Genomic DNA, 22,137 nt, shown 5'->3' with positions numbered 1-22,137 from the left:
ACCGCGAGATGGCGCCGCGCCTGGCCGACTGGGCCGCGCTGCAGGGTGTCGATGAAACCGACGACCGCGCCGCCTGCCGCGACTGGGTGGCGCGCCTGGGCCAGGACGGCTGGCTGCGCTACTGCGTGCCCGGGGCCCACGGCGGCGCCCTGCCCTCGCTGGACTCGCGCTCGCTGGTGATCCTGCGCGAAACCCTGGCCTTCCACTCGCCGCTGGCCGACTTCGCCTTCGCCATGCAGGGCCTGGGCAGCGGCGCCATCACGCTCGCCGGCACCCCGGCCCAGAAGGCGCGCTACCTGAGCGCGGTCGCCAGCGGCCAGAAGATCGCCGCCTTCGCGCTCAGCGAGCCCGACGCCGGCTCCGACGTGGCCGCCATGGCCACGCGCGCCACGCAGGCGGCGGGCGGCTGGGCGCTCGACGGCAGCAAGACCTGGATCAGCAACGGCGACCTGGCCGACTTCTACGTCGTCTTCGCCAAGACCGACCCCGAGGCCGGCGCGCGCGGCATCAGCGCCTTCATCGTCGACGCCCGGCAACCCGGCCTGGACAGCAGCGAACACCTCCACGTGATGGCCCCGCACCCGCTGGCCACGCTGCGCTTCAGCGGCTGCGCCGTCGGCCCCGACGCCATGGTCGGGCCGCTGCACGGCGGCTTCAAGCTCGCCATGCAGACGCTGGACATCTTCCGCGCCTCGGTCGCCGCCGCCGCGCTGGGCATGGCGCGGCGCGCCTTCGCCGAAAGCGTCGCGCACGCCAAGCAGCGCAAGATGTTCGGCCAGACCCTGGCCGACTTCCAGCTCACGCAGGCCCGGCTCGGCGAGATGAGCGCGCTCATCGACGCCGCCGCCGTGCTCACCTACCGCGCCGCCTGGCAGCGCGACTGCAGCGCCACGCAGGGCGCGGGCACGCCGGCCTACACCACGGCCGCGGCCACCGCCAAGCTCACCGCCACCGAAAACGCGCAGCGCGTGATCGACATGGCGCTGCAGATGTTCGGCGGGCGCGGCGTGCAGGTGGGCCAGAAGGTCGAGAGCCTGTACCGCGACATCCGTTCGCTGCGCATCTACGAGGGTGCGAGCGAGGTTCAACTGTTGATCCTCGGCAAGGCCGCATTGAAATGAGCACCCCCGCCGCGCTTCGCGCGACCCCCTCAAGGGGGCAATGCCTGCGGCCCGGCAAAGCCGGTTCCGCGGCATTTCTGGTTCAAGGCACTTCGCGCCGACGTCACTGGAATGAGTGAATGATGAAAATTGCCATCCCGTCCGCCCAGCCCGACCACTTCGTGCACGACCGCCTGCCCCCGCCCGCGCAGTGGCCGGAACTGCGCTTCGACCGGCCCGAGCTGCAACTGCCCGCGCAGGTCAACGCCGTGCACGCGCTGTTCCAGCGCGCCATCGCGGCGGGCCATGGCGACCGCCCGCTGTTCCGCAGCGAGGAGCGCACGCTGACCTACGCGCAGGCGCAGCTCGAGGTGAACCGCATCGCCAACGCGCTCACGGTGGAGCTGGGCCTGGTGCCCGGCAACCGCGTGCTGCTGCGCGGCGGCAACTCGGTGGCCATGGCGCTGGCCTGGCTGGGCACGGTGCAGGCCGGCCTGATCGCGGTGGCCACCATGCCGCTGCTGCGCGCGAAGGAGCTCGGCGCCATCCTCACCAAGGCCCAGCCCTCGGTGGCGCTGTGCGACGTGAAACTGCAGGACGAGCTCAAGGCGGCGCTCGCGGCCGATCCCGCCATGGCCGGCATGAAGCTGCTGACCTTCAACACGGCCGAAGGGGAGGCGCCACACTCGCTTGAAGCCCTGGCGCGGCGCCAGTGCGAACACGGCACGCCCTGCCCCACCGCCGCCACCGACATCGCGCTGCTGGCCTTCACCTCGGGCACCACCGGCACGCCCAAGGCCGCCGTGCACACCCACCGCGACGTGCTCGCCGCCTGCGAGACCTGGCCGCGCCACGTGCTGCGCGCCACGCCGGACGACATCGTCATGGGCTCGCCGCCGCTGGCCTTCACCTTCGGCCTGGGCGGTCTGCTGGTCTTCCCCATGTGGGCCGGCGCCTCAGTCTACTTCCCCTCCATCCCCTACACGCCCGAGGCCATGGTGCAGCTCATCGGCCGCGTGGGCGCCACCATCTGCTACACCGCGCCCACCTTCTACCGCCAGATGGCCGCGTTCGCGCGCCAGCACGGCATCGGCCGCCTGCGCATCAGCGTGAGCGCGGGCGAGGGCCTGCCCGATGCCACGCGCCAGCTCTGGAAGGAAGCCAGCGGGTTGGAGATGCTCGACGGCATCGGCGCCACCGAGATGTTCCACATCTTCATCTCCTCGCCGCCCGAGGCCGTGCGCCGCGGCGCCATCGGCCAGGTGGTGCCGGGCTACGAGGCGCGCGTGGTGGACGACGAAGGCCGGCCGCTGCCCCTGGGCGAGGTCGGCAAGCTCGCCGTGATCGGCCCGACCGGCTGCAAGTACCTCGACGAACCGCGCCAGACCCAGTACGTGCGCGACGGCTGGAACTTCCCCGGCGATGCCTTCCGCCAGGACGCCGACGGCTACTTCTTCTACCAGGCGCGCACCGACGACATGATCATCACCGCCGGCTACAACGTGGCCGGCCCCGAGGTGGAGGCCGCGCTGCTGCAGCACCCGGCGGTGGCCGAGTGCGGCGTGGTCGGCAAGGCCGACGAGGAGCGCGGCCAGATCGTGCTGGCCTATGTGGTGCTCAAACCCGGCGAAGCCGCCGACGCGGCGCAGGTCAAGGCGCTGCAGGAGCACGTGAAGCAGAACATGGCGCCCTACAAGTACCCGCGCGAGGTGGTCTTCGTGAACCAGCTCCCGCGCACCGAAACCGGCAAGCTGCAGCGCTTCGCGCTGCGCCAGCAAGCCCAACAACATCGAAGCCAACCGACATGATGAAACACCTGCAACCGCCCGGCTGGGCAGCACCCAAGGGCTACGCCAACGGCATCGCCGCGCGCGGCACCCACGTCTACGTGGGCGGCCAGATCGGCTGGAACGCCGCCCAGGTGTTCGAGAGCGACGACTTCATCGCCCAGACGCGCCAGACCCTGCTCAACGTGCGCGACGTGCTCGCCTGCGCCGAGGCCGGGCCGCAGCACATGGTGCGCATGACCTGGTACGTGATCGACCGGGTGGAGTACAACGCGCGCCTGCGCGAACTCGGCGAGGTCTACCGCGAGGTGATGGGCCGCCACTTCCCGGCCATGACCTGCGTGGAGGTGAGCGCGCTCATGGAAGCGCGCGCCAAGGTGGAGATCGAAGTCACGGCGGTGGTGCCGGACTGAGCGCCGGCACGCACGCTGCAGTGCACCAAGACAACGACGGCGCAGGGGACTCCTGGGTGCGGCCGCGGGTTTGATTCCAGAATGGCCGGTTCCGAAGGATGGTCCTTCGGGATTCACCCCTCGGAGGAGACCCATGAAAAGCACACGACTGTGGATGGCATTGCTGGCCTGCGGGTTGGCGACAGGCGCGATGGCGCAGGCGGGCAAGGACAACCTCGCCACGCTCAAGCAGATGAAGGTCTCGGGCGTCGACCTGAACATTCCGCCCGTGCCCCAGGAAGGTCGCAATGCCGAGGCGATCCGCGCCAACCTGCGGTCCGTGAAGCTGCCCCCGGGGTTCAAGATCGAGCTGTACGCGGTGGTGCCCGACGCGCGCCACATGGCGGTGGCGCCCAGCACCAACATGCTGTTCGTGGGCACGCGCAAGACCCGCGTGTGGGCCGTGACCGACCGCAACGGCGACGGCACGGCCGACGAGGTCAAACCCTTCGCGCCTTCGCTCAACTTCAAGGTGCCCAATGGCGTGTGCTGGACCAAGGACGGCTTCCTCGTCGTGGTCGAGCACAACCGCGTGCTCAACTTCCCGGCCGCCGAGTTCTTCTACGAAGGGCCCGACGTGGCGGTGATCGAGGTGGTGGGCCAGGGCAAGCTGATCCCGGAGGAAGAGGAGTCCTTCAACCACGGCGCGCGCGTGTGCCGCGTGAGCGACGACGGCAAGCTCTACATCACGCTCGGCCAGCCGCACAACGTGCAGCCGGCGGGCAAGGTGGCGCTGTACGAGCAGGTCGGCATCGGCGGCATCGTGCGCCTGAACCCCTTCGACGGCTCCGGCCGCGAGGTGTTCGCGCGCGGCGTGCGCAACTCGGTGGGCATGGACATCAACCCCAAGGACAAGACGGTGTGGTGGACCGACAACCAGACCGACGGGCTGGGCGACGAGGTGCCGCCTGGCGAGCTCAACCGCTCCACCGCCGCCGGCCAGCATTTCGGTTATCCCTACTGGAACGGCAAGTTCAAGGTGGCCGGCTCGGCCGCCGCGCCCGACCTCAAGGACATGAAGGAGCCGGCCAACGCGGTGTTCCCGCAGGTGGAGTTCCCGGCCCACCAGGCGCAGCTGGGCATGGCGTTCTACAACGGCGGCATGTTCCCCACCAAGTACCGGGGCGGCATGTTCGTGGCGGCCCACGGTTCCTGGAACCGCACCAAGGCCACGGGCGCGCTGATCAACTACGTGCCGGTCAACGCCGACGGCACCGCCGGCAAGTCCGAGGTCTTCGCCGAAGGCTGGCTGGACGCCAACGGGGTCTACAAGGGCCGGCCGGTGGACGTGGCGCCGATGAAGGACGGCTCGCTGCTGATCTCGGACGACTACGTCGGCGCGATCTACCGCGTGACGTACTCGAATTGATGGCACACCCCCCTGCGCCGCTGACGCGGCTTCCCCCCTCCGTGGCGCGCCTTCGGCGCTTCGAGGGGGGACGGCAGCTTGGGCCGGCGGAGCCGGACCCTCGCTGCCTCTGGCTGAGGCTGTTTCACTCGGTGCGGATCGCACTTCTGCTCATGGTCGTGGGCGGCGCGAGCGCTGCCGCCACTGCCGCCGACCTCGAGGCGGGCAAGGCCCGCGCGGCCACCGCCTGCGCGGTGTGCCACGGCCCGGTGGGCCTGTCGATGCAGCCCAACGTGCCCCACCTCGCGGGCCAGCCGCTGTTCTACCTCACGGAACAGCTGCGGAACTACCGCAGCGGCAAACGCGCGAACGAGGTGATGTCGGTGATCGCCAAACCGCTGACGGACGCCGAGATCGACAACCTGGCGCTCTGGTACTCGTCCTTGCAGGTGCGGGTGGACGCGCCCTGAGGCCGGCGCGGCCGCGGGCGCGGGCGCGTCACCAGAGCGCGGAGTCGCGCATGTCGTCGAGCTTGCGGCGCTGGCGCTGCAGGCGCGCCTGCACGATCACCGCCACCACCACGCCCAACATGCCGCCGAGCAGCACCGTCTCGGCGATGGAGAGCGCGCGGCCAAGCCAGGCGGAAACGACCCAGGCGACGCCTGTCAGGCAGGCGGCCCACCCGGCAGCGGCGGCAATGATCAGGGGAAGGTGGTGGGGCATGGAGGGCAAAAGGCGGGCGTCACGGGGAAATCATTCTCGCATTCCCGCCGCCGTTTGGGGACTCTACACTGGCGGCCTCTCCAACACCCCGTTTCGGCCATGGAAATTCTGACCCTGGTGCTGGCCTTTTTCGCCGGCCTCGCTTTTCTCAATTCACTGGACCAGAAAAAACGCATCGAGCTGCTGCGCAAGCACCTGGGCCCGTACCAGATCGACCTCATGCTGGAAAAACTCGCCGAAGGTTACGAGCGGGCCCTGGCGGAGCAAGACCCCGAGCGCCGGGAACAGATCTGGAGCGTGCTGGAAGGGGCCGAGCGCTCCATCGCGAAGCAGTTCACCCGGTTCGTGCACTTTTTCGTCGATGTCGAGGCGGCCGCCACGCGCGTGAGCAAGCTGCCCTTCGCCCTGCCCTGGGCGCACCGCTGGTGTCACCGCGCCACGTTCGACCTGCGCGCGGCCTTCATGGTCCACGCGTACGCCATCACCGAGGCGGTCGACAACAACGCCCAGCGGCCGCCGCGCGACAAGGCCTACCTCATCCTGGCCGAGCTGTTCCTGATGCAGCACACCTGCCACTGGTTCTGCCGCTCGTTCAGCACCGCGTCGACGCGCCTGGTGCGCAGCCACAAGACCGGGTACCGGCAGGTGCTCGCGGCGGTCTCCCCCTACACGCGGCGGGCCTACGGCGAACTCACCAGCCTCTGAACGCGGCCGGCGGCCGGGGCATCAGCCCAAGGCGTCCCGGTTGCATTTCTTGTTGAAGCTGGTCTTCGCGGCGCCCGCGAGTTTCTTCTCGGCCGCCGCCATGTCGCAACTGGCCGCCGCGTCGCGCGTGCATTTCTTCAGGAACGAGGTCTTGGCCGCGCCAGCGAGTTTCTTCTCGGCGGCGGCGGCGTTGCAGCTGGGGCCCTCGGCAAAGGACGCGATGGGCATCAGGGCGGCAACGGCGAAAGAGCACAGGACAACAAGGCGCATGAACATCTCCAGGGACGAAAGCCCCATTGAAGGCGCTGGCGGTGACGCTGTCAAGAATACCCCCCAGGGGTAGACCACCCGACAAACCCTAGGGTGACAGGTTCACGCTGACGACTCCAAGCGACTACCTCGCAGGCGCGTGGGTCTCAGGCGCTCTGCTCCGCGGGTGTCCCCCGGCGGCTGGTGCCGCCTCCTCCTTTACCCCGCTGCGCAGAACGCCTGAGGCCCATGCACCAGAAGGGATGCTGGATCGCCAACGGACCGAGTGCCAATGAGGTCATCGGCGCCCAGGGGGAGCGGCGCAGCGAAGTAAAGGAGGAGGGCTGGGCGAAGCCCAGACCGGGGGACATGAGCGGAGCCGCTCCCCCTGGGCGCCGATGACCGGTGCAACGCAAAAAAACAACGCCGACCCACGAAGGAAGGGGGTCTCAATGGGAAATCATCCAGGGGCGCTTGCTCGGAAAGGCCTTCGCGCCGTTCGGCGCCGTCACCGTCGCCTTGCTGCGGCCCGAGCTGCAACAGCCGCAGCCCGCCGGGTGCTTGAGGCGCTGGTAGTCGCGCGAGGTCTTGGGTTCGTGGCGCGCGCGCTCGTTGATGCCGATGGCGGTGCGCGTGCCCCCGTCCATGAGCGCCAGCCGCGGCGCGCTCACGAAGACGCGCGCCGAGGCGGTGCCGCAGTCCGGGCAGGCGGCGGGCTCGTTGCGCTCGCTCAAGGAGCGGAACGCATCGAAGCCCCCGCAGGACGGGCAGTCGTAGTCGTAGGTCGGCATGGCGAGGGCCTCAGAGGTCCGGCGACAGCGGCATCACCACCGAGCCGTCGAGGTGCTTGATCGGGCCGCTCGCGTTCGGGTTGATGTCGAAGTCGAAGATCTGCGTCGGCAGCCACAGCGTGGCGCAGGCGTTGGGCACGTCCACCACGCCGCTGATGTGGCCCTGCACCGGCGCCGTGCCCAGGATGGAGTAGGCCTGCGCGCCCGAGTAGCCGAACTTCTTCAGGTACTCGATGGCGTTCAGGCAGGCCTGGCGGTAGGCCACGTTCACGTCCAGGTAGTACTGCTTGCCGCTCTCGTCCACGCTGATGCCCTCGAAGATCACGTAGTCGTTGTAGGTCGGCGTGATCGGGCTGGGCTTGAAGATCGGGTTCTTGATGCCGTACTTGGCCATGCCGTCCTTGATGATGGACACCTTCATGTGCACCCAGCCGGCCATCTCGATGGCACCGCAGAAGGTGATCTCGCCGTCGCCCTGGCTGAAGTGCAGGTCGCCCACCGAGAGGCCCGCGCCGTCCACGTAGACCGGGAAGAACACCTTGGAGCCGCGCGAGAGGTCCTTGATGTCGCAGTTGCCGCCGTGTTCGCGCGGCGGCACGGTGCGCGCGCCGGTGGCCGCCGCCTTGGCCTTGGCTTCGCCCGTGAGCTTGCCCATGTGCGCCGTGCCGGCGAAGGGCGGGTTGGCCAGGCCGCTGGTGGCCGGGTCGGAGTCGATCAGCGCCTGCTCGCGCGTGTTCCAGGTCTCCAGCATCTTGGGGTCGGGCAGGCAGCCGATCAGCCCCGGGTGGATCAGGCCGGCGTACTTCACGCCCGGCACGTGGCGCGAGGTGGTGAACATGCCGTGGAAGTCCCAGATCGACTTCTGCGCCTGCGGGAAGTGCTCGGTGAGGAAGCCGCCGCCGTTCTTCTTGCTGAAGAAGCCGTTGAAGCCCCACAGGCTGTCGTCCTTGGCGCCGATGTCGAGCAGCTCGACCACCAGCAGATCGCCGGGCTTGGCGCCCTTCACGCCCACCGGGCCACTGAGGTAGTGCACCGTGGTGAGGTCGATGTCGCGCACGTCGTCGGCGCTGTCGTTGTTCTGGATGAAGCCGCCGGTCCAGTCGTAGGTTTCCAGCACGAAGTCGTCACCGGGGTTGACCCAGCAGGCCATGGGAATGTCGGGGTGCCAGCGGTTGTGCACCATTTCGTTGGACGGTGCGGGGGCGTTCAGATCGACTTTGATGAGGGTCTCGGGCATGGCTTGTGCTCCTGGGGTGGACGGGAAAGGGAAAGGGGGGAATCAGACGGAGAGGTAGGACTTGATGCGCTGCTGGTCGGTGTCGGCGCGGTCGGTCTCGTGCACCAGGCGGCCGCCCTCGATGACGAACAGGCGGTCGGCCACGTCCATGGCGAACGAGAGCACCTGCTCGGAGACCACGATGGTGATCTTGCGCATCTTGCGGATCTCGTTGAGCGCCTTGGCGATGTCCTTGATGATGGACGGCTGGATGCCTTCGGTGGGCTCGTCGAGCAGCAGCACCTTGGGGTCGGTGACGAGCGCGCGCGCGATCGCCAGCTGCTGCTGCTGGCCGCCCGAGAGGTTGCCGCCCTTGCGCCGGCGCATGTCCCACAGCACCGGGAATAGCGCGTAGATCTCTTCGGGGATGGTCTTGTCCTTGGCGTTCTCCAGGCCGGTCTGGATGTTCTCTTCCACCGTGAGCGTGGGAAAGATCATGCGGCCCTGCGGCACGTAGGCGATGCCCTTGGCCACGCGCTGGAAGCTCTCCAACTGCGAGACCTCCTGGCCGGCCACCGAGATGTGGCCGCTCTTGATCGGCAGCACGCCGATCAGGCTCTTGAACAGCGTGGTCTTGCCCATGCCGTTGCGGCCCATGATGGCCACGGTTTCGTTCTCGCGGCCTTCGAACGAGATGCCGTGCAGCGCCTGGCTCTGGCCATAGGCGACGACGAGGTCCTTGACTTTCAGCATGGTGGTGACTCCTTCAGTGGCCGAGGTACACGTCGATGACCTTGGGGTCGGCCTGCACCTGGTCCATCGGGCCTTCGGCCAGGATCTTTCCCTGGTGCATGACGGTGACCTTGTGCGCGATCTTCTTGACGAAGTCCATGTCGTGCTCGATCACGATCACGGCGCGGTTCTGGCAGATGCGCTGCAGCAGCTCGGCGGTCAGGTCGCGCTCGCGCGCGCTCATGCCGGCGATGGGTTCGTCCAGCATCAGCAGCTCGGGCTCCTGCATCAGCAGCATGCCGATCTCCAGCCACTGCTTCTGCCCGTGCGAGAGCAGGCCGGCTTCGGTCTCCAGCTTGTCGCCCAGGCCGATGTCCTCGGCCACCGCCTTCACGCGGGCCTGGATCTCCTCGGTGGCGGTGAAGGCCAGCGCCCCCCAGACCGAACGCCCCGAGGGAAAGGACACCTCCAGGTTCTGGAACACCGAGAGGTTCTCGTAGATCGACGGCGTCTGGAACTTGCGCCCGATGCCCTTGCGCACCCGCTTGTGCTCGGGCACTTTGATGATTTCCTCGTTCTTGAACTTGATGCTGCCCGCGCTGGCCTTGGTCTTGCCGCAGATCAGGTCCAGCAGCGTGGTCTTGCCCGCGCCGTTGGGGCCGATGATCACGCGCAGCTCGTTCTTGTCGACGTAGAGCGTGAGGGCGTCGATGGCCTTGAAGCCGTCGAAGGAAACCGTCAGGTCTTCCACGGAGAGGGCGAAGTCGGTGTTGCTCATGAGGTTCTCCGTGGGCTCAGACGCCTTGGCTTCGGGTGCCGTCGGGCAACTTCACCTCGGCCTTGGGTTTGGCCATCGGTGCATGAGGGGGCGGCGAAGGCGGCTGGGGCCGCGCGGCCGAGGCCTCGCGCAGCGCGGCCTGGCGCGACTTCCACCACGGCACGATCCTGCTTTCCCACAAGCCGGCCAGGCCCATGGGGAAGGCCATGGTCACGCCGATGAAAAGGCCCGCCATGAGGAACAGCCAGAGGTCGGGGAAGCTTTCCGAGAAGAAGGTCTTGCCGGCGTTGACCAGCAGCGCGCCGTACACCGCTCCCACCAGGCTCATGCGCCCGCCCACGGCGGCGTAGATCACCATTTCGATCGAGGGCACGATGCCCACGAAGCTGGGCGACATGAAGCCCACCTGCAGCGTGAACAGCGCGCCACCGATGCCCGACAGCGCGGCCGCCAGGCAGAACACGAAGATGCGGAAGTCGGCCACGTCGTAGCCCGAGAAGCGCACGCGGTCTTCCTTGTCGCGCATGGCCAGCAGCAGGGTGCCGAGCTTGCTGGTCTGGATCCAGCGGCAGACCACGATGGACAGCACCAGCAGGCCCACGCAGACGTAGTACAGGATGTATTTGGCGCTGTCGGTGCGCGTGTCCCAGCCCAGCAGGGTCTTGAGGTCGGTCATGCCGTTGACGCCGCCGGTGTAGCCCTGCTGGCCGATGATGAGCACCGTGAGGATCAGCGCCACGGCCTGCGTGATGATGGCGAAGTACACCCCGCCCACGCGCCGCTTGAACATGGCGAAGCTGACGAGCCAGGCCAGCAGCGTGGGCACCACGATGACGGCGGCCAGCGCGAACGGAAAGCTCTTGAACGGCACCCAGAACGAGGGCAGCTCGGTGAGCTGGTTCCAGTCCATGAAGTCCGGGATGCCGGGGGTGGACTGGATCTTCGTCGCTTCAGGGTCGGAGGCCTCCAGCTTGAGGAACATCGCCATGGCGTAGCCGCCGAGGCCGAAGAACACGCCCTGCCCCAGGCTGAGCACGCCACCATAGCCCCACAACATCACCAGGCCGATGGCCACGAAGGCGTAGGTGAGGTACTTGCCGACCAGGTTGAGGCGGAAGATGTCGAGGCTGAGCGGCAGCACCACCGCGAGCAGCACGGTGAGCAGGACCAGGCTGGCGAGCTGGTAGCGGGTGATCCAGGCTTTCAGGGCGTTCATGACGGACTCCGGGAGACAAAGAAATCAACGACGCACCTTGGATGCGAACAGACCCTGAGGCCGCAGCATCAGGATCACGACGATCAGCGACAGCGTGAGCATCTTGGCCATGGAGCCGGCCATGAAGAACTCGGTGATCGACTGCGTCTGGGCGATGCCGAAGGCCGAGACCACGGTGCCCAGCAGGCTGGCCGCGCCGCCGAAAGTGACGACCAGGAAGGCGTCGACGATGTAGAGCGAGCCCGAGGTCGGGCCGGTGGAGCCGATGGTGGTGAAGGCCGCGCCGGCCACGCCGGCGATGCCGCAGCCGATGGCGAAGGTCAGTCGGTCGGTCTTCCTGGTGTCGATGCCGATGGCGTTGGCCATCACGCGGTTGCTCACCGTGGCGCGCACCCGCAGGCCCCAGCGGCTCTTGTGCAGCGCGATCAGCACGCCGGCGGTGACCACGATGGCCAGGGCCAGCACGAACATGCCGTTGATGGGGATGTCCAGCCCCTCGGCCGGCGCCCAGGAACCCAGCAGCCAGTCGGGCAGCGTGGGGCTCACTTCCTTGGGGCCGATGAAGGTGCGGAAGCACTGCTGCAGCGCCAGGCTGATGCCCCAGGTGGCCAGCAGCGTGTCCAGCGGGCGCTTGTACAGGTGGCGGATCAGCGCCCACTCCACCAGCCAGCCCGCGATGAAGGCGAAGAAGAAGGCGGCCACGATGGCGAACGGAAAGTACGCCGCCACCGCGCCGGGGCTGATCGCATTGGCCAGCGTCGAGCCCAGGAAGACGGTGTAGGCGCCGATGGTCATGAACTCGCCATGCGCCATGTTGATCACGCCCATCTGCCCGAAGATGATGGCCAGGCCCAGGCCCATGAGCAGCAGCACCGCGAACAGGCTCAGGCCGGCGAAGCCCTGCATCAGGCCGATGTTGAGCAGGTCGTTGAAACTCATGTTGAAGACTCCAGGGCAAGAAGGGAGGCGGCCGCGGCGTGGGTGCGCCGCGGCAGGGTGGGTCAGCTCACTGGTAGCCTTTGGGGAACGGATCGGGTTTGATCAGCTCGGGTGACTCCGCCACCACCTTGAAGGTCGCGTCCGGCATGCCCATGGCGATGCGCGACTTGCTCCACAGGTGGTGGTTCGGGTCGAGCTTCACGTAGCCCTCGGGTGCCGTGGTGAGCTCGATGCCGGTGCGCGAGGCGGCCACCACCTTGTCCACGTCGAAGCTCTTGGCCTTCTCGACCGCGGCCTTCCACAGCCAGGGGCCGAGGTAACCTGCCTGGGTCACGTCGCCGATCACCGCGTCCTTGCCGTACTTGGCCTTGAAGGCGGCCACGAACTTCTTGTTGTTCGCGTTGTCCAGCGTCTGGAAGTACTTCATCGACGAGTAGAAGCCGGCGAAGTTCTCGCCGCCCACGCCGGTCATTTCGTCCTCGGTCACCGAGAGCGTGACCAGCAGCTGCTTGTCGCCGGTGATGCCGGCGGCCTTGAGCGCCTTGTAGAAGGCCACGTTGGAGCCACCCACCACCGCGCAGAAGATGCAGTCGGGCTTCTGCAGCTTGATCTTGTTCATCAGCGAGCCGAAGTTGGTGCTGCCCAGCGGGTAGTACTCCTCGCCGACGACCTTGCCCTTCTGGAAGTTCTCGATGTGCTTGCGCGCGATCTTCATCGAGGTGCGCGGCCAGATGTAGTCGGAGCCGATCAGGAAGAAGGTCTTGGCCTTCTTCTCCTTCTGCGCCCAGTCCAGGCTGTAGAGGATCTGCTGCGTGGCTTCCTGGCCGGTGTAGATCACGTTCTTGGACTGCTCCAGGCCTTCGTAGAAGGTGGGGTAGTACAGCAGGCCGTTTTCCTTCTCGAACACCGGCAGCACGGCCTTGCGCGAGGCCGAGGTCCAGCAGCCGAACACGGCGGCGCAGCGGTCGTTGATCAGCAGCTTCTTGGACTTTTCGGCGAAGGTCGGCCAGTCGGAGGCGCCGTCTTCCTTGATCACCTTGATCTTGCGGCCCAGGATGCCGCCCATGGCGTTGATCTCGTCGATGGCGAGCTGCTCGGCCTGGATGGAGCCCGTTTCCGAGATCGCCATGGTGCCGGTGGACGAATGCAGCTGGCCCACGGTGACTTCGGTGTCGGTCACGGCCAGCTTGGTGGTGTTCACCGAGGCCGTGGGCTGGCCGAAGCTCCAGGCCGGCAGGCCGGCCAGGCCGGCGACGCCCAGCATCTGCAGCACGCGGCGGCGGCTGGCTTCCGGGGTTTCGAGACATTCGGACGGCTGGGCATTCGGATCGGAAGGGTGCTTCATGGAGGACTCCTGGGACGTTTGGGGCGGTGGAACCGGCGGTGTGCCGACTGGGGTGAAGACTAGGGAAAGCCCTTGATCCGGCCCATACGTCAAATAACGTAGAGGCCCCGTCTGGTGGGTAGGGCCGGTTCTTGCTAGCGTCCCGGGCATGCCCTCGCCCGAGCCCGCCCACCCCGTCGCCACGCAGAAAATCTTCCGGTTCCGCCGGGAATACAACTCGTGGGTGGCCGACGAGACCATGGAGGACTACGCCCTGCGCTACACGCCGCGCAGCTTCCGCAAATGGAGCGAGTGGCGGGTGGCGAACACCGCCTTCGGCTCGCTGTCCTTCCTGGCGCTGGAGGCCATCGGCGGCGCGATCGCGGTGAACTACGGCTTCGCCAACGCCATGTGGGCCATCCTGGTGGTGGGGCTGGTGATCTTCTTCACCAGCCTGCCCATCGCCTACTGCGCCGCGCGCTACGGGCTGGACATGGACCTGCTCACCCGGGGCGCCGGCTTCGGCTACCTGGGCTCGACCATCACCTCGCTGATCTACGCGGTGTTCACCTTCATCTTCTTCGCCATCGAGGCGGTGATCATGGCGCTGGCCCTGCAGATGGCGACCGACTGGCCGCTGGCCTGGTGTTACCTGATCTCGGCGGTGGTGATCATTCCGCTGGTCATCCGGGGCATCACCCTCATCTCCAAGCTGCAGGCCTGGACGCAGCCGCTCTACCTGTTCCTGCTGGTGCTGCCCTTCGTGTGGATCGGGCTCTCGCAACCCCAGCTGTACCGCGACTTCACCAGCCTCACCGGCATCCGCTCGGGCAGCAGCGAGTTCCACCCGCTGATGTTCGGCGCGGCGGCGGCCGTCATCTTCTCGCTGGTGGTGCAGATCGGCGAGCAGGTGGATTTCCTGCGCTTCATGCCCGAGCGCAAGCGCGAGAACCGCTGGCGCTGGTGGGCCGCGGTGCTGATCCCGGGCCCGGGCTGGATCGTCATGGGCATGCTCAAGATGGTGGGCGGCGCCTTCCTCGCGTTCGCCGCCATGCAGTTCGAGGTGAACCCCGAGCGCACCACCGAGCCCACGCAGATGTTCCTGGCCGGCTTCACCGAGGCCGTGGGCCACCCCGGGCTGGCGGTGGCGATGACGGTGGTGTTCGTGATCCTGGCGCAGGTCAAGATCAACGTGACGAACGCCTACGCCGGCTCGCTGGCCTGGTCCAACTTCTTCGCGCGCGTCACGCACAGCCACCCCGGCCGCGTGGTCTGGCTGGTGTTCAACGTCTGCATCGCCACGCTGCTGATGCTGCTGGGCGTGTTCGCCGGCATCGAGAAGGTGCTGGGCGTCTACAGCAACGTGGCGATCGCCTGGGTCGGCGCGCTGGTGGCCGACCTCATCATCAACAAGCCCTTGGGCCTGAGCCCCAAGGGCATCGAGTTTCGGCGCGCCTACCTGTACGACTTCAACCCGGTGGGCATGGGTTCCATGATCATCGCGGCGCTGGTGGCCAGCCTGGCCTACGCGGGCGTGATGGGCGAAGTCGCGGCGGCCTTCTCGCCCTTCATCGCGCTCGGCCTGGCGCTGCTGCTCTCGCCCCTGATCGCCTGGGCCACCCAGGGCAGGTACTACCTGGCGCGCACGCCCTCGGGCGGCTGGGCGCCCGGCGAGGCGGTGCGCTGCTCGGTGTGCGAGAACCAGTTCGAGTCGGAAGACATGGCCAGCTGCCCGGCCTACCAGGCGCCCATCTGCTCGCTGTGCTGCTCGCTCGAGTCGCGCTGCCACGACCGCTGCAAGACCAACTCGCGCGCCATCGATCAGGTGCGCGCCGCGCTCGCCGCCGTGCTGCCGCAGGGCGCGATGGTGCGGGTCAACTTCCGCGCCGGCCAGTTCCTCGCGGTCTGGTTGTCGCTGAGCGCGGTCATGGCCTTCCTGATCGGCATGGTCTACCTGCAGGAGAGCCTGCACGCGCCGGCCGAGGCCCTGCAATCGCCCTTGCTCAAGATCTACGCCTTCCTGGTGCTGCTGGCGGCGGTGTGTTCGTGGTGGGTGGTGCTGACCACCGACAGCCGGCGCATGGCGCAGGACGAGTCCGAGCGACAGACGCAGCTGCTGATGCGGGAGATCGACGCCCACCAGCGCACCGATGCCGAGCTGCAGTCCGCGCGCGACCGCGCCGAGACCGCCAGCCAGGCCAAGACGCGCTACGTGGCCGGCATGACGCACGAGCTGCGCACGCCGCTCACCAGCATCCTGGGCTATGCGCAGATCCTGCTGAAGAACAACGAGATCTCGGTCTGGGTGCGCGAGACCATCGCCACCATGCAGCGCAGCGGCCAGCACATGCACGCGCTGATCGACGGTTCGCTGGACCTCGCGCGCATCGAGGCCGGCCGCCTCAAGCTCGACCCGGTGCCGCTGCCGCTGGGCCAGCTGCTGGAAGACGTGGAGCGCATGGTGCGCCCGCAGGCCGAGGCCAAGGGCCTGCGCTTCGTGGTGCAGCAGGAAGGCGAGCTGCCGGCCTGGGTGCGGGCCGACGCCAAGCGCCTGCGCCAGATCCTGATCAACCTGCTGAGCAACGCGGTGCGCTTCACCGACCAGGGCGAGGTCACGCTGCGGCTGGACTTTCGCCAGCAGGTGGCGCGCATCGACGTGATCGACACCGGCATCGGCATCGCCGCGCAGGACCAGAAGCGCATCTTCCTGCCCTTCGAGCGCGGCAGCGCCGGGCGGCGCGCGGCGGACACCGGCACCGGCCTGGGCCTGACCATCACGCACCTGCTCACCGACATGATGGGCGGCGAGCTGCTGCTCAAAAGCCGCCCGGGCCACGGCAGCACCTTCTCGCTGCGCCTGTACCTGCCGCCCATCCCCTCGGACCCGAAACACCCGCTGCCCATCCCCTCCACGCTGCGCGCGGTCACCGGCTACCTCGGCGAGCGCCGCACCCTGCTGGTGGTGGACGACCAGCCGCTGCACCGCCAGCTGCTCGCCAGCATCCTGGTGCCACTGGGCTTCGTGGTGCGCGAGGCCGCCAGCGGCCAGGAATGCCTGGAGATCATCGAACAGCACGCGCCCCACGGCCTGCTGCTGGACCTCACCATGGACGGCCTCGATGGCTGGCAGACCGCCGCCGCCGTGCGCCAGCTGCTGCCCGCCTCCCGCCTGCCCATCGTGTTCGTCTCGGCCAACCTGTTCGACAACCGGCCCGAGCAGCTGACCGCGCTGGACTGCCAGGGCTTCGTCGCCAAGCCCATGATGGAGTCGGAACTGCTCGACGCGCTGAAGCACGCGCTGGCGCTGGAGTGGGTGACCGAGCAGGCGCCGGCCACCCCGCCGGTGAGCTTCGTGCGCCACCGCGTCACCGGCCTGCCGCTGCCCGAAGACCTGCGCGAGGAGCTGCAGCGCCTGGCCCGCCAGGGGCAGGCCGCCGCGCTGCGCCAGCGACTGTGGCAGGCGCAGACCGCCGAACCCGCGCACGCCGCCACGCTGGCGCTGCTGCAGTCCTGCGCGGACCGCTTCGATTTCCAGACCCTGATCGAGTACCTCAGAGACACCGCGGAGCTGACGGAAGATGACATCGACACCTGACCCCATGGCCCCCGTGCCGCCGTCGGTCACGCCCCCCGTGATCCTGGTGGTGGACGACGCCGTGGACACCCTTCGCATGCTGGGCGACGCGCTGGTCGCCGAGGGCTACGTCGTGCTCGCCGCGCGCGACGCCGACGAAGCCCTGGAGCGCTTCGAGGTCGCCGTGCCCGACGGCGTGCTGCTCGACGCGGTGATGCCCGGCATGGACGGTTTCACGCTGTGCGAACGGCTCAAGGCCACGCCGGCCTGGGCGCACGTGCCCATCGTCTTCATGACCGGCCTGTCCGAAAGCGAGCAGATCCTGCGCGGCTTCGCCAGCGGCGGGGTGGACTACGTGGTCAAGCCGCTGCGCATTCCCGAGGTGATGGCGCGCCTGGCCACCCACGTGCGCAACGCGCGCGTGACCCGCCTGGCGCAGGAAGCGGTGGACGTGGCCGGCATGGGCACGGTGGTGCTGGACACGCAGGGCCGCCTGGCCTGGCGCTCACCGCAGGCCACGGCCTGGCTGGCGCTGGCCTTCGGCCAGGACGCCGCCGCCGGCCAGCGCGCGCGCGAATGGCTGGGCGCCTCGCTGAACCAGCGCGAGACGCTGCGCGACCTCGGCCGCCACGGCCGCCTGCTGGCGCGCCACATGGGCCAGGGCAACCTGGGCGAAGCCATGCTGCTGCTCACGCTCACGCCGCCCGACAGCGACGCCGCGCAGCGCCTGCGCGACATCGCGCTCACGCCGCGCGAGACCGAGGTGCTGTCGTGGCTGGCCAAGGGCAAGACCAACCGCGACATCGCCGACATCCTGGGCATGAGCCACCGCACGGTGAACAAGCACCTGGAGCACGTGTTCGAGAAGCTCGGCGTGGAGACGCGCTCGGCGGCGGCGGCGATCGCGGGCAAGCTGCTGCCGCAGGATTGAGCCTTGCCAGGGTCACGCGATCGCCGTGACCTCCCGCATCGCTGGAAGCCTGGCCGTGAAACAGGTGCCCGCCTCTTTCGACGAGCTCCGAAATCTCGAACCAGTTCAGGTCCAGGTTTGCAGCGACCTCGACGGACGACGGCTCACCGCCGTGCACGATCGCGTTGCTAACAGATTCGACAGCAGTTGCTGGACACGCCCGACATCGCACGCCACGGACCCGGACAGGTGGTACCGCTCGACGACGGTGGACGCCGGGTGCGCATCCCGCAATTCCGCCACCACGTCCCGAAGCGCGGACTCGATGTGGGCCACGGGTTCGATGTGGATGCCCATGCCGGACCCCAGCCGCCCTCGGGTGAAGTCCAGCACATCGTTGATGAGCTTGGACATGCGCCGGGTAGCCCGACGCAGCACGCAACGGCGCAGAACGGAGACCGTCCGCAGGCACACGCGGTCGAGACGCCAGGTCTGTGCGCCAAAGCACCGACGCGGCCGGGCCGGCGATCCATGCTGGAGGCGGCCCAGATGCCGCCTGCAGAAAACCCCTTCCGCCCCACCCGAGAACACCATGAACCAGCCCCTGAAACCCCTCGACATCACCGAACTGCGCCAGTCCGCGCGCCAGCACATCGAAGAGGGCGCCGTGACCGCCGGCTACAGCGCCAACCGCCAGGAAGTCATCGACCTGCTCAACGAGGCACTGGCCACCGAACTGGTGTGCGTGCTGCGCTACCGGCGCCACCACTTCATGGCCAGCGGCATCCACTCGCAAGCCACCGCGGCCGAGTTCCTGGTCCATTCGAACGAGGAACAGGGCCATGCCGACCAGCTGGCCGAGCGCATCGTGCAGCTCGGCGGCGAGCCCGACTTCTCGCCCGACACCCTGACGAAGCGCAGCCACGCCGAGTACGTCGAAGGCGCCACGCTGGGCGACATGATCCGGGAGAACCTGGTGGCCGAGCGCATCGCCATCGACAGCTACCGCCACGCGATCGAGTTCGTCGGTGCGGACGACCCCACCACCCGCCGGCTGTTCGAGTCCATCCTCGAGGTGGAAGAGGAACACGCGGACGAACTGGCCGATCTGCTGACGCAGGTGCCGGACAAGCCCCGCGCCCTCTGATCCACCACGAGGCCGGCGCTACCAGTCGAAGCCTTCGCGCTCGGCGACCGAGCGCGGGTCGCTGCTCCACACGTGCAGCACGAAGTCCGCCTCGCGCACTTCGCACAGCGTGGGCAGCCCTAGGCCCCGCGCCAGCCGCTCGTGCACGGCCTCGCCGTCCAGCGCGCAGCCATCGATGGGGCGGCGCCAGTGGCACGCCAGCACCGTGCCGCCGGGCAGCAGGGATTCGCGCGCCTGCCCGGCGATGGCATCGAGCGAGGCCACGTCCACGAAGTAGCCCAGTTCGCTGATGGCGATCAGGTCGAACCGGCCCACGGGCCAATCGGCCGGCAGGTGCGCCCGCACCACCTCGACGTGGGGAAACGCGGCCAGCCGGGCGCGGGCGAGCTCCACCGCACGGGCCGACACATCCGACACCCGCAAGCGATCGCAGCGTTCGGCCAGTTGCGCCGAGAGTTCACCGTTGGCGCACCCCGGCTCGTACCCGCTGGTGTAGCGCCGCGTGGGCAGGCAGGCCACCGTCAGCGCGCGCTTGCGCGCCTCGTACCAGCGCGATCGGAAACCCCAGGGGTCGTCGTTCTGCCGGAACAGCTCGTCGAAGTGCCACGGGCTCGGGACGTTGGGCATGGTCAGACGAAGAAGTATTCGTGGCGCCACGCCGCCCGCGCCAGCAGGTGGGGGCCCAGCACCGCGCCCACGCTGGCGCTGCGCGGCGTGAGCTGCGTGACGTGGGCCGCCAGCGCCGCCTGCTTGCGCGCGCAGGCGTCGGTGCTCAGGGCCAGGCGGCGCAGGCGGTGCCAGGGCACGCGCGCGTCGGCGGGGGCGGCCCAATGCCACATCCACACCGGCGCCGCGAGGAAACGACAGCCCACGCGCAGGCACGCGCCCTGGGTGACGCGGCCGGTGCTGTCGTGATCGGGATGGCCGTCCCCTTCCCAGGTGCTCACCACCACATCGCCAGGGCGCAGGAAGAACAGCAACCAGCCGCGCAGCAAGCCGCCTTGGGCCTGCACGTCGCCGTCCGGCAGGGCCAGCATGTGCACCTGCGGTTTCGCGATGCCCAGCCGCGCCAGGCCACGCAGCCGCTCCGCGCGGCGCTGCGCCGCCAGCTCGCAGCGGCCCGGCGGGGACAGCCCGGCGTGGCTGGCCTCCCCGTCGGTCACGGCGACGAACACCACCTCGCCCCCGCGCGCGGCATGCATGGCCACCAGCGCACCGCAGGCGAGCACCTCGTCGTCGGGATGGGGCGCTACCACCACGAGGCGCTGCGACGGCGCGAGCGCCTGCGCCATCGACAGCTCCGAGCACGGCGTGGCGGCCAGCCAGCGTTGCCAGGTGGGTTCGCTGGTGCCCTCGCCTTCGATCCGCCGAGGCGTTTCTACAGCGACCATGGCGCGCCCTCCGCTGCGGCCGTGCGCTCGCCCAGCGCGGCCAGGTCGCGTTCGGCGTGGCTCTGGCGCAGGTAGACCGGCAGGTCCGCCGCCATGCGCGCGAAGCGCCGGTCACGGCAGAACGGCGTGGCGCCCAGCGCGCGGCCCGCTTCGTCCAGCACCAGGGTGGCGCTGCGCTCGGCGCACAGCCGCACGCGCAAGGCCAGCGCGCTGGCGTCCCGCGCGGGGTGCTCGTCGATCCACCTCGCAGCCTCGCGCAGCAAGGCGGCCGTGGATTGCAAGGCCACGTCGACCCGGCCCAACGCGGCCATCCGGAAGGCGCTGCGCTGTTCGGGAGGCGCTTCGGCAATCGCCCGGCGCAAGGTGTTCGCCAGCGCGAGGGCTCCGCCATGCCAGCAGGCGGCGATGCCCGCGCCGCCCTGCCAGAAACCCGGGCGCTGCAGGTAGGCGCCTGCGTCGCCCACGCGGTGGCCCACCGCGTCCTGGAACGTGATGTCCCCGCTGGCGCTGGCCGCCATGCCGACCGCCTGCCACGCGGCGTCCGACACGCACACGCCCGGCTGTGCCATGGCCACGCGCACCAGTTGCGGCTTCGTGCCATCGGCGGACCAGGCGGTGAGCACACCGTGGCTCAGCCGCGCGGCACCGGAGCACCAGGCCTTGCGACCGTTCAAACGCACTTCGTCCGCTGCGCAGGCCTCGAAACGGGTGCGCCCGCCCGGCGCCTCCGAGGCCCACATGCCCCAGGTGGAGCCGACCGGCCGCGGCGTCCCGGGTGCGACCTCCGCCAGCACGGCCAGGGCATCGAGGTGCCCTTCATAGAGCTTGGCCAGCGACAGGTCATGCTCGGCGACCGCACACAGCAGCTGCCACCGCATCAAGGTGCGGCCCTGGGCAGGCAAAGGCACCTCGTCCAGGCCCTGGTGCACCAGTTCCGCCAGCCCCTGCGCCGGGCCGGCGTCGGGGTCCAGCCGGGCCAGCGCGCCGCTCAGTCGCGCGCGCAGGCATGCGCGGGCGCCGGGAGGGCTCATGCCCCACGCTCTGAGGACATCGGCAGGCGACCCTGGGCCAGGGCAAGCAGGGTCGAACCGAATCCGCCGGGCGCGCGGAACAGCTTGCGCGCGCTGGTCACGACGCGCGGCGCGGCCGACCACGCGATGCGCGCGCCCACCGCTTGCAGCGCCAGCACGAAGGCCACATCCTCGCGGGTGGCGAGCGGCTCGAAGCCTCCCGCCCGGTGGTAGGCCTCGGCGCTGACGCCCAGGTTGGCGCCATGGATGTGCTGGTGTCCATCGGCGTCGGTGTAGGTGGCATCGAAGTGGCGGCGCATGGGATCGCCATAGACGCCCCAGTCGGTCACGCTCACCGTGCCGCACACCGCGTCGCTGTCCAGGGCCATCTGCTCGTGCAGCCATTCGGGGGCCACGGTGGTGTCGGCATCGGTGAAGGCGAGCCAGCGCGCGCCCAGGGCCAGGGCCAGGCGCGCGCCCGCCGCGCGGGCCATGCCGACGTTGCGCACGTCGACCGAGGTGGTGACCGCGCCGGCCTCGTGGGCGATGGCCGCCGTGCCGTCGGTGCAGGCATCCAGCACCACGATGGTCAGCACCTGCTCGCCCGCCAGTCCCGGGCAGGCGGCGGCGGCCGACACCGAGCGCAGGCAGACGCCGATGGCCTCTTCTTCGTTGTTCGCGGGAATGATGATGGCCAACAAGGCGTGCTCCGGTGCCGGAAGGCACGATGGGCCATTACATCGGT

General features: G+C 69.0%; 23 protein-coding genes. 9 read left to right on the top strand and 14 right to left on the bottom strand.

Annotation, left to right across the window (positions count from 1 at the left end; genetic code table 11):
- The first annotated feature begins 8 nt into the window (after positions 1 to 8).
- From AC3WPZ_RS14705 to AC3WPZ_RS14685, 5 genes are all read left to right on the top strand, one after another.
- Positions 9 to 1,121, top strand: a complete 1,113-nt coding sequence (locus AC3WPZ_RS14705; RefSeq protein WP_444688125.1) for an acyl-CoA dehydrogenase family protein — start codon at positions 9 to 11, stop codon at positions 1,119 to 1,121.
- A 119-nt stretch (positions 1,122 to 1,240) separates the two neighbouring features.
- A complete protein-coding gene (locus tag AC3WPZ_RS14700) occupies positions 1,241 to 2,908 on the top strand; it encodes an AMP-binding protein (protein ID WP_492440257.1) in 1,668 nt (555 codons plus the stop codon).
- Positions 2,905 to 3,300 carry a RidA family protein gene (locus AC3WPZ_RS14695; protein WP_382322031.1) on the top strand — a complete coding sequence of 132 codons (396 nt, stop codon included), beginning with the start codon at positions 2,905 to 2,907 and terminating at the stop codon, positions 3,298 to 3,300. The genes AC3WPZ_RS14700 and AC3WPZ_RS14695 overlap by 4 nt, the downstream gene beginning before the upstream one ends.
- A 133-nt stretch (positions 3,301 to 3,433) precedes the next feature.
- Entirely contained in the window at positions 3,434 to 4,708 is a 1,275-nt protein-coding gene (locus tag AC3WPZ_RS14690) for a PQQ-dependent sugar dehydrogenase (RefSeq protein WP_492440255.1), read from the top strand.
- A gap of 131 nt (positions 4,709 to 4,839) precedes the next feature.
- Entirely contained in the window at positions 4,840 to 5,157 is a 318-nt protein-coding gene (locus AC3WPZ_RS14685) for a c-type cytochrome (RefSeq protein WP_492440253.1), read from the top strand.
- A 28-nt stretch (positions 5,158 to 5,185) separates the two neighbouring features.
- Here the strand turns inward: AC3WPZ_RS14685 and AC3WPZ_RS14680 are convergent, their stop codons facing one another.
- Positions 5,186 to 5,410 carry a hypothetical protein gene (locus tag AC3WPZ_RS14680; protein WP_382153949.1) on the bottom strand — a complete coding sequence of 75 codons (225 nt, stop codon included), beginning with the start codon at positions 5,408 to 5,410 and terminating at the stop codon, positions 5,186 to 5,188.
- A 99-nt stretch (positions 5,411 to 5,509) separates the two neighbouring features.
- Here AC3WPZ_RS14680 and AC3WPZ_RS14675 point away from each other — a divergent pair, with 99 nt between their 5' ends.
- Positions 5,510 to 6,115: a hypothetical protein gene (locus tag AC3WPZ_RS14675; protein WP_492440251.1), complete on the top strand. Its 606-nt coding sequence runs from the start codon at positions 5,510 to 5,512 to the stop codon at positions 6,113 to 6,115.
- A gap of 21 nt (positions 6,116 to 6,136) precedes the next feature.
- Here the strand turns inward: AC3WPZ_RS14675 and AC3WPZ_RS14670 are convergent, their stop codons facing one another.
- From AC3WPZ_RS14670 to urtA, 8 genes are all read right to left on the bottom strand, one after another.
- Positions 6,137 to 6,385 carry a PsiF family protein gene (locus AC3WPZ_RS14670; protein WP_492440249.1) on the bottom strand — a complete coding sequence of 83 codons (249 nt, stop codon included), beginning with the start codon at positions 6,383 to 6,385 and terminating at the stop codon, positions 6,137 to 6,139.
- 428 nt (positions 6,386 to 6,813) lie between these two features.
- On the bottom strand, positions 6,814 to 7,155 hold the full coding sequence (locus AC3WPZ_RS14665; protein WP_444687509.1) for an FmdB family zinc ribbon protein: 342 nt from the start codon (positions 7,153 to 7,155) through the stop codon (positions 6,814 to 6,816).
- Between the two features lie 10 nt (positions 7,156 to 7,165).
- Positions 7,166 to 8,392 carry a formamidase gene (fmdA, locus tag AC3WPZ_RS14660; RefSeq protein ID WP_382322038.1) on the bottom strand — a complete coding sequence of 409 codons (1,227 nt, stop codon included), beginning with the start codon at positions 8,390 to 8,392 and terminating at the stop codon, positions 7,166 to 7,168.
- Positions 8,393 to 8,434: 42 nt separating this feature from the next.
- Entirely contained in the window at positions 8,435 to 9,124 is a 690-nt protein-coding gene (urtE, locus tag AC3WPZ_RS14655) for an urea ABC transporter ATP-binding subunit UrtE (protein ID WP_382153938.1), read from the bottom strand.
- A gap of 13 nt (positions 9,125 to 9,137) precedes the next feature.
- On the bottom strand, positions 9,138 to 9,881 hold the full coding sequence (gene urtD / locus AC3WPZ_RS14650; RefSeq protein ID WP_444687511.1) for an urea ABC transporter ATP-binding protein UrtD: 744 nt from the start codon (positions 9,879 to 9,881) through the stop codon (positions 9,138 to 9,140).
- Between the two features lie 16 nt (positions 9,882 to 9,897).
- Complete coding sequence (gene urtC / locus AC3WPZ_RS14645) at positions 9,898 to 11,097, bottom strand: urea ABC transporter permease subunit UrtC (protein WP_492435430.1); 1,200 nt, start codon at positions 11,095 to 11,097, stop codon at positions 9,898 to 9,900.
- A gap of 24 nt (positions 11,098 to 11,121) precedes the next feature.
- The gene (urtB, locus tag AC3WPZ_RS14640; RefSeq protein WP_382153929.1) at positions 11,122 to 12,036 is read right to left on the bottom strand and encodes an urea ABC transporter permease subunit UrtB; all 915 of its coding nucleotides are present in this window, start codon (positions 12,034 to 12,036) and stop codon (positions 11,122 to 11,124) included.
- Between the two features lie 67 nt (positions 12,037 to 12,103).
- Entirely contained in the window at positions 12,104 to 13,381 is a 1,278-nt protein-coding gene (gene urtA / locus AC3WPZ_RS14635; RefSeq protein ID WP_444687514.1) for an urea ABC transporter substrate-binding protein, read from the bottom strand.
- A 148-nt stretch (positions 13,382 to 13,529) separates the two neighbouring features.
- On the opposite strand from urtA, the gene AC3WPZ_RS14630 reads away from it, so the two are divergent.
- Positions 13,530 to 16,955, top strand: coding sequence for a hybrid sensor histidine kinase/response regulator (locus AC3WPZ_RS14630; RefSeq protein ID WP_444687515.1), 3,426 nt, complete (start codon positions 13,530 to 13,532; stop codon positions 16,953 to 16,955).
- Positions 16,939 to 17,865: a response regulator gene (locus tag AC3WPZ_RS14625; protein ID WP_444692227.1), complete on the top strand. Its 927-nt coding sequence runs from the start codon at positions 16,939 to 16,941 to the stop codon at positions 17,863 to 17,865. The genes AC3WPZ_RS14630 and AC3WPZ_RS14625 overlap by 17 nt, the downstream gene beginning before the upstream one ends.
- A 105-nt stretch (positions 17,866 to 17,970) precedes the next feature.
- Here the strand turns inward: AC3WPZ_RS14625 and AC3WPZ_RS14620 are convergent, their stop codons facing one another.
- Complete coding sequence (locus tag AC3WPZ_RS14620; protein ID WP_444687517.1) at positions 17,971 to 18,258, bottom strand: histidine kinase; 288 nt, start codon at positions 18,256 to 18,258, stop codon at positions 17,971 to 17,973.
- 178 nt (positions 18,259 to 18,436) lie between these two features.
- Between AC3WPZ_RS14620 and AC3WPZ_RS14615 the strand changes: the two genes are divergently transcribed.
- Positions 18,437 to 18,991 carry a ferritin-like domain-containing protein gene (locus AC3WPZ_RS14615; RefSeq protein WP_382322050.1) on the top strand — a complete coding sequence of 185 codons (555 nt, stop codon included), beginning with the start codon at positions 18,437 to 18,439 and terminating at the stop codon, positions 18,989 to 18,991.
- A gap of 18 nt (positions 18,992 to 19,009) precedes the next feature.
- Here the strand turns inward: AC3WPZ_RS14615 and AC3WPZ_RS14610 are convergent, their stop codons facing one another.
- Genes AC3WPZ_RS14610 through AC3WPZ_RS14595 form a run of 4 tightly spaced genes read right to left on the bottom strand, consistent with a single transcriptional unit; the run spans position 19,010 to position 22,093 of the window.
- Complete coding sequence (locus AC3WPZ_RS14610; RefSeq protein ID WP_492440244.1) at positions 19,010 to 19,618, bottom strand: SAM-dependent methyltransferase; 609 nt, start codon at positions 19,616 to 19,618, stop codon at positions 19,010 to 19,012.
- Between the two features lie 2 nt (positions 19,619 to 19,620).
- Positions 19,621 to 20,382: a PIG-L deacetylase family protein gene (locus AC3WPZ_RS14605; RefSeq protein ID WP_444687519.1), complete on the bottom strand. Its 762-nt coding sequence runs from the start codon at positions 20,380 to 20,382 to the stop codon at positions 19,621 to 19,623.
- Positions 20,370 to 21,413, bottom strand: coding sequence for an acyl-CoA dehydrogenase family protein (locus tag AC3WPZ_RS14600; RefSeq protein ID WP_444687520.1), 1,044 nt, complete (start codon positions 21,411 to 21,413; stop codon positions 20,370 to 20,372). The genes AC3WPZ_RS14605 and AC3WPZ_RS14600 overlap by 13 nt, the downstream gene beginning before the upstream one ends.
- A complete protein-coding gene (locus AC3WPZ_RS14595; protein ID WP_382322055.1) occupies positions 21,410 to 22,093 on the bottom strand; it encodes a glycosyltransferase family 2 protein in 684 nt (227 codons plus the stop codon). The genes AC3WPZ_RS14600 and AC3WPZ_RS14595 overlap by 4 nt, the downstream gene beginning before the upstream one ends.
- Positions 22,094 to 22,137: the final 44 nt, after the last annotated feature.

The organism is Hydrogenophaga sp. FW305-3-2-15-A-LB1, assembly GCF_058787875.1.
Note: the sequence above shows the minus strand (reverse complement) of the source record. Positions and strands in the feature narration are given on the sequence as shown.